Consider the following 12,070-nt stretch of genomic DNA (forward strand, 5'->3'; position numbering starts at 1 on the left):
CCCAGTCCCGGTTATTGTCATTCGTTCACGGCGTTGCAGCGTCACTGCCTTGAGTCTAGCCAGTGAACAAAAATTAACCATTTCGCGCCATGATAGGGAACGAGAACCGCCAAGATTCCGACGAATCATCAAATAAATCGGACGAATAGGCATGAAAACGGTGCGCGACGACGTGTCCGCGCACCGCTCGCTATGCCGCCATGCGGCGACTTACGCGTCTAGCCCGCCAAACTTGCCGTTCTGGTAGTCTTCGACCGCTTGCACGATCTCGTCGCGGGTGGTCATCACGAAGGGGCCGTGGGAGTAGACCGGCTCATCGATCACCTCGCCATGACCAAACAGCAGGCGCGCGTCGCTGGCGGCCTCGATGGTGAGGTGGTCACCGTCGCGGTCGACTTCGATCAAATGGTGCGCTTTGACAGGCTCGCCACCCACCGTCACCTCACCACTCACCACGTATAGAAACACCTGCCGCCCAGGGGCGACGGGAAGCTGCTCACGCGTACCCGCAGGCAGGGCGAGTGTGGACATGAACACGCCGGTCAGCGACTCGATAGGGCCTGACTGCCCCTGCCACTCCCCGGCGATCAGGTTGAGCGTACCGCCGCCCGCCAGTGGAACGGCGGGGATGCCGTCCTCCTGCAGGCCTACGTAGCGGGGCTCGCTCATCTTGAGCCGTGACGGCAAGTTGACCCACAGCTGCAGAATTTCCAGCGGCCCGCCGTCGCGCAGAAACTCCTCCGGCGAAATTTCCGCATGCACGATGCCGCTGCCTGCGGTCATCCACTGCACGCCGCCTGCGTGAATCACGCTCTGATGCTTGGCGCTATCCGCGTGGGCCAATGAGCCTTCCAGAATGAAAGTGACCGTCTCGAACCCGCGGTGCGGATGCGGCCCGAACGGCAGCCCCTGGTTGTTGGGCGGGTACGTCTGGGGGCCGTGGTGGTTCAAGAACAGAAACGGATCGAGCTGATCCAGCCCCGGCCCCGGCAGCGGCCGACGGGTGACCAAATCGCCGATGTCGTCCCGACGAGCCGCATGCTGAGCGACCACGCGGCGAACGGATGGGGTATTGGCTGATGACATAACGTCCTCCTTATCGATACGCCCAGCGTAAAACCTCAGTTGATGGATGAGGAGCGAATAATTTACCCCGGTTCATTGAAGGAAATGCACAGAAACCGCTAGCGGCTGGGAACGTTCAGCCGCCCCACCACCGTAAAACCCTCCTCTTGGGGGCGCACGACCACCATTTCTCCAGAGCTGACGCCGCCGCCGGTCAGCGCCGTGATATTCACCTGATGCGTGACCAGCAACAGATTCCCCGGCCCCTGCCACCCCGCCATACGTTCACGAGCCGCTTGGGTAATGGCCACCTGATCCCCACGCCCGCGAAAGAACGAATTCAGCCACGGCGCAGACATGACAGGCCCCACCGCCATCAGCTCAGCGGTGTCCAGCGCTCGGCACCACTGGGAGCTGTACACTGCATCGATCGCCACGCCCTGCTCCCGTAACGCCTGCCCCGCTGCCACGGCATGGGCGCGACCTTCGCTGGAGAGGTTGCGCTGGGTCTCGCACGCCTCCAATACGAACCCCGGCGGGTCGCCAATGCCGGGCGCCAGCGAATGGCGCATGAGAATGACCAAACCGCCCTCTTGGAGGGCTTGCCAGGTGGCGGTGTTGGCCTGAGCAGTGAGGGGTACAAGGCAAATCAGGCCCGAGAGCATGTACAGGATAAGAATGCGGAGCGGGGACATTGGCAAACCCTCTGATGAGAACGAACTCCCCCTCTTTTATCAAAATTTCGTGACGACGGTGACTCCCACGCCTTCGAACTTATCCATATCGATCAACGCCTGCACCGACTCCTCCAACGTAATGCGGCGGCCAATCAGCCGTTCGGGTGCCAGTTTGCCCGACTGGATCATCGCCAGCATGGCACCGTAGCGATGCGCCTGCATGCCGTGGCTGCCCAGAATTTCCAGCTCGTTGGCAATCACCTTGCTCATGGGGATGGCAGGCGTGCTGTAATCTGCCAGCATCAACCCTACCTGGACATGCTTGCCGCGCTTGCGCAAATTGCTAATAGAGTTGAAGCAGGTGGTGGGGTGGCCCAGCGCGTCCAGCGAGATGTGCGCGCCCCCTTGGGTGATCTCGACCACCGCTTCCACCACGTCGGCCACTTGATTGGCATTCACCGTAGCCACCGCCCCTAGCTGGCGCGCCAGGGCCAGCGCCTGCTCGGAAATATCCACCGCCACCACGTTGGCACCGGCTGCGCTGGCGATCATGATCGCCGACAGCCCCACGCCACCACAGCCGTGCACGGCCACCCACTGCCCGGCGGACACGCGGCCCTGGTCTATCACCGCACGAAAAGAGGTCACGAACCGGCAGCCCAGGCTGGCGGCGGTATCGAACGTCAGGGTGTCCGGCAGGGCGACCAGGTTTACGTCGGCGTAGTGAATGCTCACATTCTCGGCAAACGAGCCCCAGTGGGTAAAGCCCGGCTGAAACTGGTGATCGCACACCTGATGGTGACCCGCGTTGCACTCCGGGCAGGTGCCACAGCCGCCCACGAACGGCACGGTCACCCGATCCCCGACCCGCCACTTCGTCACGTCTTTGCCTACCGCTTCCACCACGCCGGACAGCTCATGGCCCGGCACATGGGGAAGCTGGATATCCGGGTCGTGGCCCATCCAACCGTGCCAATCGCTGCGGCATACGCCGTTGGCCATGACTTTGACCACGACGCCGTGGGGCTCGGGAGTCGGATCCGGCACCTGCTGAATAGTGGGCGGGGTAGAGAACTGCTCGAATACGACGGCTTTCATGGGCCACTCCTCAATATCTAGGCGGATGATTCGCTAAAGTGACTATAGCGAGCCTGACCTGAAATGAGCTTTCCATATCATGGACAACACTGACCAATGTGAAGCACTCTTTCTTTTTATAATGTGTATAAGAAAGGGACTTGCAATATGAGCTCACTGGATAAAAAAGACGCCAAATTAGCAGAATTACTTCAGTCAGACGGAAGGATGCCCAATGCGCGACTGGCTGAACAGCTGCATCTGAGCGAAGCCACCTGCTGGCGACGGCACAAACGCCTGGAAGAACTGGGGGTAATCGAAGGCTACCAAGCCATCTTCAATCGACGCAAAGTCGGTGCCAGCGTTCTGGCCTTTGTGCAAATTACCTGCACCCAACACAGCGAAGCCGCGACGGCGGAGTTCGAGCGCATCATCCAATCAAGCTCTCGGGTGCTAAGCTGCCACAACACCACCGGCGAGGCCGACTTCCTGCTACAGGTAGTCGCCAAAGACCTGGACGACTACAGCCACTTCGTCGAAACGGTGCTGCGCCAGCTGCCTGGGGTATCGAGCATCCGCTCCAACCTCTCGCTGAGGGAAATGAAAGCGACCAGTCATTTGCCGGTTGAGGAGTTGTTGGGGCTGTGAGCGAGGCAATGGAGAAGAGCGCTGAAAGAAGGTGTATTCAGCAGCCATAAGATGGATATAACCATGTCCATAAATGGCTAAAATAGCCTAAAATGGATATAGTAGTATCCAGATAAAGAAAGTGAGCTTATGCCCCGTGTTCTGTTGTTAGACGATACCGATGTTCAGCAGGCCTTTGCTGCCCACCTACGCAGGTTGCGTGAGCAGGCCAAGCTATCCCGTGCGGCGCTGGCGCAGCGCAGCAACGTGCCCGCCCCCACCATCAAGAAATTCGAAACGACCGGCCAGATATCCTTTCGCCAACTGCTGTTGCTCTGGCAAAGCCTGGATGACCTGGCACGGCTCTATGCGCTGACCCAACCCAATACCCTCGCCGCTAAACAGCCCTCCTCCATCGAAGAGGTGCTCAAAGAGGGTCTAGAAGTTTGAGCAGCGGTTGAACGTCAACGAACTAAGCTGATCGCGTTACTCAACCATCTGGCTCAACGCACTCCCGCGCGGTAGCTATCGGGCTCCAGCCAGAGCTGTTCGTGGAGATCGCCTTTCAGGAAAAATAGTTTCGGGCCCTTACGGAAGTTGAACAGGCGGAACAAATGATAGTGTTCAGAATGGGTGCGCGAACAGTTTAGCTCGTTAGGTGTGATGAAAAACGCGCACTCCTTGGCAAACGCGGTTGTTTTGACTTCGATCAGCCGGTCACGGCCGTCAGGCTCGAAGGAGCGGATATCGAACCCTAATCCATCGCCCTCAGTCACCGCGACGTGCTCTACCCGCTCAGCCAGCTTATCCAGCCCTGCTTGGAGCAGCCGATGCTGCTCAAACCGCATCACTAGGTGCTCACCTGCAAGCCCTAGCTCACGATTGCGGGTTTCCCGAGCCAGGTAGTCGCGTTTTTGCGGCGGGCGGACCGAATAATCAGCATGAAATTCGCGAACGCCTTGTTGCGGTGGTGTCGTTCTAGGAGGTTCGACAATGATACGTTCATCGACGATGCCAACGGTATCCACCACTGGGAGATCAGCAGCCAAACGTGCTGCTCGATCAACGAGCTCGTTGCCTAGCAACAGCTCCTCGACAACGTCAACTAGGCTTTGTTGATAGTTACTACGAGGCTTGTAGCCATCGACATAGGGGCAGTTAGCATCGCGCAACACTGCACTGATATTACAGTGCTTGAACTCAATGGCACCGGCCGAGCGGCCATCAAGCTGTGCCATCAGTGTTCGGTTAAGTGCACGCTTGTTATAACTTTGCCCGCTCAGTTCCGCTACTAACATCTGCCGGTAGGTAGCAACGGTTGCCTCTACCTCCCTTGCACTCCAAGCTATCGCTCGACTCATGTTCATCACTCAATATTCTGAATCTGCTCCCGCATCTGCTCGATCAACACCTTCAGCTCCACCGCGCAGCGGGTGGTCTCTGCCACCACGGATTTCGATGAGAGCGTATTCGCTTCGCGGTTGAGCTCCTGCATCAGGAAGTCCAAGCGGCGGCCTTTGGGGCCTTTTTGGGCGAGCTGGTGGCGCACTTCGTCGATGTGCGCGGTGAGGCGGTCCAGCTCTTCGTCCACGTCGGCTTTTTGGGCCACCAGTACCAGCTCGGCTTCCAGACGCTGGGGGTCGAGTTCGGTTTTGGCGATGTCTAAACGCTCTAGCAGTTGGGCGCGTTGGCGCTCCAGAATCTGCGGCAGCAGGCTGCGTACGGTGGCCACTTGCTCGCTGACCGCCTCCAGGCGGGTGGTGATCATCTCGGCGAGCTTGTCGCCTTCGCGGGCGCGGGCGTCGATCAGCTCGTCCAGGGCTTGGTCAAACAGCGCGTTGGCGGCGGCTTTGATGGCGTCTTGGTCGAGGTGTTGGGTTTCCATCACGCCGGGCTGGTTGAGCAGTGCTAGCGTGGTGGGCGGCACGGCGCCGGGCACCTGCTGCTGAATGGCGACCAGGGCATCGGCTATCTCTTTTAGTCGCTGGGCGTTCACGGCCGGTGCTTGGGCGGTATCAGCGCTCTCAAAGCGTACGCTGCACTCCACCTTGCCACGCGCCAGGCGCGTGCGCAGCGCTTCGCGCAGCACCGGCTCTAGATCCCGCAGGCTTTCGTGTAGGCGAAAGTGCGGCTCTAGGTAGCGCTGGTTCACCGAGCGAATCTCGACCTGCAGGGTGCCAAACGGGGCGGCCTGCTCGGTGCGGGCGAAAGCGGTCATGCTATGTACGTGGCGGGAAGCGGCCATAAGTGAGCATCCTATCCATCAATGTGATTCCGGACAGTCTAACCGATAGGCCCATCCACGCACGCTCAGACGTGTACAATAGAGGGCTTTCCACTTTTAACATGATGTGAGGTGCTATGCGTCCTGATGTTGTTCGCCCCAGCGGTCGCGAGGCCGACCAGCTCCGTGAGATTCGCTTGACCCGTGACTACACCCGCCATGCGGAAGGCTCCGTGCTGGTGGAGTTTGGCGATACCAAGGTGCTGTGCAACGCGAGCGTGGAAGCGGGCGTGCCGCGCTGGCTGCGCGGTAAGAATCAGGGCTGGATTACCGCCGAGTACGGCATGCTACCCCGCGCCACCCACTCCCGCAGCGGCCGCGAAGCGACCCGCGGCAAACAGGGTGGCCGCACGCTGGAGATTCAACGGCTGATTGGCCGCAGCCTGCGCGCGGCGGTGAATTTGAAGAAACTGGGCGAATTCACCATTACCGTGGATTGCGATGTCATCCAAGCCGATGGTGGCACGCGTACAGCGGCGATTACCGGTGGCTGCGTGGCGCTGGTGGACGCGATTCGCTATCTGCAGCGGGAGAAGAAGATCAAAGGCGACCCCTTCAAGCAGCTGGTCAGCGCGATCTCGGTGGGTATTTACAAGGGCGTGCCGGTGCTGGACCTGGACTATCCCGAAGACAGCAAGGCCGACACCGACCTGAACGTGGTGATGACTGAAGACGCTGAGCTGATCGAAGTGCAAGGCACGGCGGAAGCGGGCGCGTTCAGCCGTAAAGAGCTGAATGCCATGCTGGACCTAGCCGAAAAAGCCGGTAATGAGCTGCGCGAGAAGCAGCGTGAAGCACTGGGCATTCGACCTTGAGCGAGCCAAACGCAACAGGCCAGCGGTAAGCTGGCCTGTTGGCGGTGCGACGCGGGAAGTAGCTAACGCTTAAAGCGCTAGATCGTACTCGACGATCAGCGGTGCGAACTCGGAGAAGGTCGCATCGTAATCGATCCACGCGTCGACCACGTGACGACGGAAGTTGGGGCCGACCAGCTGATAGTCGATCCGCCAGCCCTCTTGGCGATCACGGGGCACGTCTTGGTCAAGCTTTGGCCACCAGGTGTATTCGCCAGCGTCGCGATTGATTTCGCGGAAGGTGTCGATAAAGCCGGTGGGGCCAAGCACCTGGTCCATCCAGGCACGCTCTTCCGGGCGGAAGCCGGAGGTGAGCTGATTGTCCGACCAGTTGGCCAGGTCGACGGTCTTGTGGGCAATGTGCCAGGTACCGCAGATGATGTATTCGCGGCGCTTGCGCGACATCTTCGTCAGGTACTCCTGGTACTGCTCCATGAACGCCTGCTTGGCTTTCTGGTCACTTCCGTCGGGCATCAGGAAAGTGGCAATGCTGAAACGGTCATAGTCCGCCTGCAGAAAGCGCCCTTCGTGATCGCACTGAGGAAACCCCAGGCCGTACATGATGGCCTTGGGGATTTTGCGGCAATAGAGCGCCACACCGGCGAAACCATCCTCCTCGGCATCCAGGAAATAGCCTTCGTAGCCTTCCGGATAGAGAATATGGTCACCCAGTTCAAAACTTTTTGCCTTGATGTTCTGCACGCAGACCACGTCGGCATCCTGCTGAGCCAGCCAGTCCAGGAAGCCACGGTCGACGGCATCACGAATACCATTGACATTGATGCTGGCAATTTTCATAAATCGTCCCTTTTGCGTCGCTGCTGTATGATACCCGACGTTTAGACGTTTGGGTAAATAGACAAACCAATTCTTGCTATTTAGCCCCGTTTTATTGTTGCGTTTGACTTACATTCCTATCGACCACACCTACCGACAAGAGAACACCGCCGTGGCCACCACTCTACAACCCTACCAACGCGATTTCATTGCCTTCGCTATTGAGCAGGGCGTGCTCAAGTTTGGCGAGTTCACGCTGAAGTCGGGGCGAGTAAGCCCTTACTTTTTCAACGCGGGCCTGTTCCAGACGGGCCGAGCGCTGGCCAAGCTGGGGCGTTTCTATGCCCAGGCGATTGTCGATAGCGGCCTGCAGGCCGATGTGCTGTTCGGCCCTGCCTACAAGGGCATTCCCCTGGCGGCGGTCACCGCGGCGGCCCTGGCCGACCACCACGACCGCGACATGCCCTACGCCTTCAATCGCAAGGAAGCCAAGACCCATGGTGAAGGCGGTAACATCGTGGGGGCTGAGCTGGCGGGTGATATCTTGATCATCGATGATGTGATCACGGCGGGCACGGCCATCCGCGAAGTCATGACCCTGATCGAGCAGAGCGGCGCTCGGGCGGGCGGCGTGATCATTGCTCTGGACCGCCAGGAGCGTGGCCAGGGCGAGCAGAGCGCCATCCAGGAAGTGCAGTCCCAGTATGGCATGCCGGTGGTCAGCATCGTGTCGCTTGAGCAAGTGCTCACCTACCTGGAAGAGCAGTCAGGTAGCGACCTCAGCAGCTATGCCGAGGCCGTGCGTGCGTACCGCGACCACTACGGTATCGCCGGTTAGGTTGCGTCACCCATGGGCAGTGCGCCAGCGTAGTCTTGTTGGCGCCACGCTTCGTAACTGACCACCGCCACGGCGTTGGAGAGGTTCAGACTGCGGTTGTTGGGCTGCATGGGAATGCGCAGTTTTTGCTCTGCGGGCAGCATGGCGTGCACCTCGGGGGAGAGCCCGGCGGTTTCCGAGCCGAACAGCAGCACATCCCCCGGCTTGAAGGCGGCATCGCTGTGGGCGCGGGTGCCTTTGGTGGTAATCGCCCAGATGGTGCGCCCCTGCATGGCGGTGTAAAACGCCGTAAAATCCGCGTGTCGGGTCACGTTGGCGAGGTCGCGGTAGTCTAATCCCGCGCGGCGCAGCTTTTTCTCTTCGAGATCGAAGCCTAGCGGCTCGATCAAATGGAGTCGGCAGCCGTTGTTCGCCACCAGGCGCATAATGTTGCCCGTATTGGGAGCCATCCGCGGCTCGAATAGCGCTACTTCAAACATCACCACCTGCCTATGAGTTACCTGCTGTATTTGCCCGCTGCGCCTTCGTCAGCGCCGCTGATTGTAATGGAAATCGCTCCGAAACACTTGTAGAGGTCACCCTTCGCCATGACGCCCCAACCGCCAAAGAGCATTCTTAGCCGTATCAAAGGGCTCAACCCACGCCAGCAAGAGGCGGTGCGCTACATCGATGGCCCCTGCCTGGTGTTGGCGGGCGCGGGGTCGGGCAAAACCAGCGTGATCACCACCAAGATTGCCTACCTCGTGCAAGAGTGCGGCATGAGCGCCCGCCGGATCGCCGCGGTGACCTTTACCAACAAGGCCGCCCGAGAGATGAAAGAGCGGGTGGGCCAGATGCTGAAGGGCAAGGAGGGCCACGGGCTGACGGTTTCGACCTTCCACAACCTGGGGCTCAACATCATTCGCGGCGAGCTGAAGACCTTGGGCTACAAGCCGGGGTTTTCGCTGTTCGACCCGGAAGACGCCAAGGCGCTGCTGCGGGACTTGATGAACAAGGACGCTCAGGTGGATGCCGAGCAGATCAACGCCGTTCAGGCGAAGATTTCCCAGTGGAAGAACGACCTGGTGCTGCCCGGGGATGCGCTTTCGTTTGCTGCCGATGACGACGAGCATTTCGCGGCACGGGTGTACGAAGCCTACGTTCGCCACCTGAAAGCCTATAACGCGGTGGATTTCGACGACCTGATTCTGCTGCCCGTGGTGCTCTTGCAGCGTGACCCGGAAGCACTGGCCCGCTGGCGGCGCAAAATCCACTACATGCTGGTGGATGAGTACCAGGACACCAACGTTTCCCAGTACCTGCTGGTGAAGCTGCTGATGGCCGAACGCGCCACCTTTACCGTGGTCGGCGACGACGACCAGTCGATTTACGCCTGGCGGGGCGCTCGGCCGGAAAACCTGGTCACCCTGGGGGAGGATTTCCCGCGATTGAAGGTCATCAAGCTGGAGCAGAACTACCGCTCTACCGGCACGATACTGCGCGCCGCCAACACGCTGATTGCCAATAACCCCCACGTCTACGACAAAACCCTGTGGTCGGAGATGGGCGACGGCGCGCCGATTCGCGTGGTGGTGAACCGCCATGAGGAGGCCGAAGCCGAGCGAGTGGCCAGCGAGATGCTCACTCGGCGCATCAAGGAAAAAGCCGAGTGGCGCGATTTCGCGGTGCTTTACCGAGGCAACTTTCAGGCGCGGCTGCTGGAGCTGAAGCTGCAGCACTACCAGATTCCGTACAAGCTCTCCGGCGGCACGTCGTTTTTCTCGCGTAACGAGATCAAGGACGCCATGGCGTACCTGCGGCTTTTGATCAACCCCGCCGATGACAACGCCTTTTTGCGCATCGTCAACGTGCCCCGGCGTGAAATTGGCCCCGGTACGCTGGAAAAGCTTGCCAACTACGCCACCGAGCGCTCCATTTCGCTGTTTTCCGCCTGCCACGAGCTGGGCCTGGAACAAACGCTGCCCACCCGCGCCGTGGAGCGGCTGTCGCGCTTTACGCACTTCATCGATGGCGTGCGCAAGCGGATGGACCAGGGCGATGCCATTGCCGCGATACGCGACATGCTGCGGGATATGGATTACGAGGCGTGGCTGTACCAGAACGCCAGCGCCCCGACCATTGCCGAGCGCCGCATGGCCAACGTGTGGATCCTGATCGACCAGCTGGAAAAGTCGCTGAACCGCGACCCGGAAGAGAGTACCGCCAGCACCGAGACGGAAACCGACAGCGTCGAGGCCGCTATCTCGCGGCTGGTGTTGCGCGACATTCTGGAGCAGCAGGCCGAAGAGGACGATTCGGATCGCGTGCAGCTTCTCACCATGCACGCTTCCAAGGGGCTGGAGTTTCCCCACGTTTACCTGATGGGCTGGGAAGAGGATCTGCTGCCCCACCGTAACGCCATCGAGATGGGCACCGTGGAGGAGGAGCGCCGCCTGGCCTACGTGGGCATTACCCGCGCACGGCGCACGCTCACGCTGACGCTGGCCCGTCAGCGCAAGGCCTACGGCGAGCTGATGGACTGCCAGCCCAGCCGCTTTTTGGATGAGCTGCCCGCGGATGATTTGGAGTGGGAGGGCCGCGCCGATAAAGAGGACCCGGAGAAGAAGCAGGCGCGCGGCAAAGACGCCATTGCCGGGCTGCGTTCGCTGCTGGGATGAGCGTACGAAGCAAAGGGCGCACATAAAAATATCCACAGGGGGTTTGGTACACCCGCCTGTGGATATTTTATAGGACTGACGGCCTCACCCTACGGTTAGGGTGAGGTATCCACTTACTGTACTTGCGAGACCATGTAGTCGACGACGGCCATGATCTCTTCATCGGACGCGCTGCTGCCACCGCGCGGCGGCATCACGCCTTTACCGTTGAAGACGCTTTGGTAGAGTGCGTCGGTACCCTGCTCAATGCGCGGGCCCCAGGCTTCCGCATCACCGATGGCGGGGGCACCCGCCACACCAGCGGCGTGACACGCTGCGCAGCCAATGCTAGCGTAGAGGGCTTCACCGTCTAAGCCGCTATCACCACCGGCTGCCTCGGCATCACTGGCGGCAGTGGCTTCCTCAGCGGGCGCTTCAGTGGCTGCTTCGTTAGCCGCCATGTCGTCGCTCGCGCCTTCGTCGGCGGCTTCTGCTGTTGCTTCTTCACCGCCACCCAGTTCAGGTACTTCCATCACGGGAGAGACCAAGTGAGCAACAGCGGCTTCCATCTCTTCATCAGAGAGGTTGGGGTTACCGCCACGAGCAGGCATTGCGCCAATACCATTAATGGCGTGGTCTAGCAGGGTGTCAAAGCCTTGCTCGGTGCGCTCGGCCCAGGCCGCTTCGTCACCGCGCACCGGTGCTCCAGCGGCACCCGTTTCGTGGCACGCCATACAGACATTGTTGTAAATACCGGCACCGTCAATTTCACCACCACCGCCACTGCTGGCCGCGGCCGGAGCTGCCGCCGTGCCGCAATCTTGGCCTTGAAGGCAGAGTTGTCCTACCGGCGCTAGGCGCTCAGCGATTGCGTCACGCGCTGCATCTTGGGCATAAGCACCGGATGTGCCTGCCATGACGCCGAGGGCCGCCAGCCCGCTCATGATCAGCTTAGATTTCACTCTCACCACCTCTTGAGTTTTATGTAATAAACGCGTTGCGCTTCAAAACGAGTGCGTCCGTTTTTGCTCATGCTGACTACCTAGCGCTTGGAGACACCGCTCTTGCCGAAGTGCGGCCATGCCACTATCGATGAACGCTGCCACCGGGACACCGAAACGCCAAGACATACGTATAGAGTTAGTATACCGAGAACATAAAGGGTAAGAAAATGCTACTAAGCGCGGCAATTCAACCCACGGTAATGGTGCTCATTCGTTGCGACCGCTGAAGAC

13 protein-coding genes are annotated in these 12,070 nt (G+C 60.0%); 5 read left to right on the top strand and 8 right to left on the bottom strand.

Features of this window, described 5'->3' with window-relative positions:
- Nucleotides 1–210 precede the first annotated feature (210 nt).
- The 3 genes from FHJ80_RS06195 to FHJ80_RS06205 all read right to left on the bottom strand — a co-directional run bounded on the left by FHJ80_RS06195 (nucleotide 211) and on the right by FHJ80_RS06205 (nucleotide 2,840).
- Nucleotides 211–1,086: a pirin family protein gene (locus tag FHJ80_RS06195; protein WP_139526135.1), complete on the bottom strand. Its 876-nt coding sequence runs from the start codon at nucleotides 1,084–1,086 to the stop codon at nucleotides 211–213.
- A 98-nt stretch (nucleotides 1,087–1,184) separates the two neighbouring features.
- Nucleotides 1,185–1,760 carry a histidine phosphatase family protein gene (locus FHJ80_RS06200; RefSeq protein ID WP_139526136.1) on the bottom strand — a complete coding sequence of 192 codons (576 nt, stop codon included), beginning with the start codon at nucleotides 1,758–1,760 and terminating at the stop codon, nucleotides 1,185–1,187.
- Between the two features lie 39 nt (nucleotides 1,761–1,799).
- On the bottom strand, nucleotides 1,800–2,840 hold the full coding sequence (locus tag FHJ80_RS06205; protein ID WP_139526137.1) for a zinc-dependent alcohol dehydrogenase family protein: 1,041 nt from the start codon (nucleotides 2,838–2,840) through the stop codon (nucleotides 1,800–1,802).
- A gap of 147 nt (nucleotides 2,841–2,987) precedes the next feature.
- Here FHJ80_RS06205 and FHJ80_RS06210 point away from each other — a divergent pair, with 147 nt between their 5' ends.
- Nucleotides 2,988–3,467 (top strand): Lrp/AsnC family transcriptional regulator, encoded by a 480-nt coding sequence (locus FHJ80_RS06210; RefSeq protein WP_139526138.1) that lies wholly within the window; start codon nucleotides 2,988–2,990, stop codon nucleotides 3,465–3,467.
- Between the two features lie 129 nt (nucleotides 3,468–3,596).
- Nucleotides 3,597–3,896 carry a helix-turn-helix transcriptional regulator gene (locus tag FHJ80_RS06215; RefSeq protein WP_139526139.1) on the top strand — a complete coding sequence of 100 codons (300 nt, stop codon included), beginning with the start codon at nucleotides 3,597–3,599 and terminating at the stop codon, nucleotides 3,894–3,896.
- A 53-nt stretch (nucleotides 3,897–3,949) separates the two neighbouring features.
- On the opposite strand, the gene FHJ80_RS06220 is transcribed toward FHJ80_RS06215, so the two are convergent.
- Together FHJ80_RS06220 and FHJ80_RS06225 are read right to left on the bottom strand one after the other, a co-directional pair.
- Nucleotides 3,950–4,684: a DUF3883 domain-containing protein gene (locus FHJ80_RS06220; RefSeq protein WP_218013967.1), complete on the bottom strand. Its 735-nt coding sequence runs from the start codon at nucleotides 4,682–4,684 to the stop codon at nucleotides 3,950–3,952.
- Between the two features lie 128 nt (nucleotides 4,685–4,812).
- Complete coding sequence (locus FHJ80_RS06225; protein WP_139526140.1) at nucleotides 4,813–5,691, bottom strand: YicC/YloC family endoribonuclease; 879 nt, start codon at nucleotides 5,689–5,691, stop codon at nucleotides 4,813–4,815.
- A gap of 116 nt (nucleotides 5,692–5,807) precedes the next feature.
- Between FHJ80_RS06225 and rph the strand changes: the two genes are divergently transcribed.
- Nucleotides 5,808–6,545: a ribonuclease PH gene (gene rph / locus FHJ80_RS06230; protein ID WP_139526141.1), complete on the top strand. Its 738-nt coding sequence runs from the start codon at nucleotides 5,808–5,810 to the stop codon at nucleotides 6,543–6,545.
- A 69-nt stretch (nucleotides 6,546–6,614) separates the two neighbouring features.
- On the opposite strand, the gene FHJ80_RS06235 is transcribed toward rph, so the two are convergent.
- A complete protein-coding gene (locus tag FHJ80_RS06235; protein ID WP_139526142.1) occupies nucleotides 6,615–7,382 on the bottom strand; it encodes an exodeoxyribonuclease III in 768 nt (255 codons plus the stop codon).
- A gap of 151 nt (nucleotides 7,383–7,533) precedes the next feature.
- Here FHJ80_RS06235 and pyrE point away from each other — a divergent pair, with 151 nt between their 5' ends.
- On the top strand, nucleotides 7,534–8,199 hold the full coding sequence (gene pyrE, locus FHJ80_RS06240) for an orotate phosphoribosyltransferase (protein ID WP_139526257.1): 666 nt from the start codon (nucleotides 7,534–7,536) through the stop codon (nucleotides 8,197–8,199).
- Here the strand turns inward: pyrE and FHJ80_RS06245 are convergent.
- Nucleotides 8,196–8,678 (bottom strand): tRNA (cytidine(34)-2'-O)-methyltransferase, encoded by a 483-nt coding sequence (locus FHJ80_RS06245; RefSeq protein ID WP_139526143.1) that lies wholly within the window; start codon nucleotides 8,676–8,678, stop codon nucleotides 8,196–8,198. The genes pyrE and FHJ80_RS06245 overlap by 4 nt on opposite strands.
- A gap of 108 nt (nucleotides 8,679–8,786) precedes the next feature.
- Between FHJ80_RS06245 and rep the strand changes: the two genes are divergently transcribed.
- Nucleotides 8,787–10,856, top strand: a complete 2,070-nt coding sequence (gene rep / locus FHJ80_RS06250) for a DNA helicase Rep (protein WP_139526144.1) — start codon at nucleotides 8,787–8,789, stop codon at nucleotides 10,854–10,856.
- Between the two features lie 113 nt (nucleotides 10,857–10,969).
- Here rep and FHJ80_RS06255 read toward each other — a convergent pair whose 3' ends face one another.
- On the bottom strand, nucleotides 10,970–11,797 hold the full coding sequence (locus tag FHJ80_RS06255) for a cytochrome c5 family protein (protein WP_139526145.1): 828 nt from the start codon (nucleotides 11,795–11,797) through the stop codon (nucleotides 10,970–10,972).
- Nucleotides 11,798–12,070 lie beyond the last annotated feature (273 nt).

The sequence above is a fragment of the Halomonas sp. BL6 genome (assembly GCF_006228115.1).
GTDB lineage: Bacteria > Pseudomonadota > Gammaproteobacteria > Pseudomonadales > Halomonadaceae > Vreelandella > Vreelandella piezotolerans.

Bases quoted from the DNA above. Each gene is read 5' to 3' on its own strand.
- FHJ80_RS06195 (WP_139526135.1), bottom strand. From the start codon at position 1,086: ATGTCATCAGCCAATACCCCATCCGTTCGCCGCGTGGTCGCTCAGCAT.
- FHJ80_RS06200 (WP_139526136.1), bottom strand. From the start codon at position 1,760: ATGTCCCCGCTCCGCATTCTTATCCTGTACATGCTCTCGGGCCTGATT.
- FHJ80_RS06205 (WP_139526137.1), bottom strand. From the start codon at position 2,840: ATGAAAGCCGTCGTATTCGAGCAGTTCTCTACCCCGCCCACTATTCAG.
- FHJ80_RS06210 (WP_139526138.1), top strand. From the start codon at position 2,988: ATGAGCTCACTGGATAAAAAAGACGCCAAATTAGCAGAATTACTTCAG.
- FHJ80_RS06215 (WP_139526139.1), top strand. From the start codon at position 3,597: ATGCCCCGTGTTCTGTTGTTAGACGATACCGATGTTCAGCAGGCCTTT.
- FHJ80_RS06220 (WP_218013967.1), bottom strand. From the start codon at position 4,684: ATGGCACAGCTTGATGGCCGCTCGGCCGGTGCCATTGAGTTCAAGCAC.
- FHJ80_RS06225 (WP_139526140.1), bottom strand. From the start codon at position 5,691: ATGGCCGCTTCCCGCCACGTACATAGCATGACCGCTTTCGCCCGCACC.
- rph (WP_139526141.1), top strand. From the start codon at position 5,808: ATGCGTCCTGATGTTGTTCGCCCCAGCGGTCGCGAGGCCGACCAGCTC.
- FHJ80_RS06235 (WP_139526142.1), bottom strand. From the start codon at position 7,382: ATGAAAATTGCCAGCATCAATGTCAATGGTATTCGTGATGCCGTCGAC.
- FHJ80_RS06245 (WP_139526143.1), bottom strand. From the start codon at position 8,678: ATGTTTGAAGTAGCGCTATTCGAGCCGCGGATGGCTCCCAATACGGGC.
- rep (WP_139526144.1), top strand. From the start codon at position 8,787: ATGACGCCCCAACCGCCAAAGAGCATTCTTAGCCGTATCAAAGGGCTC.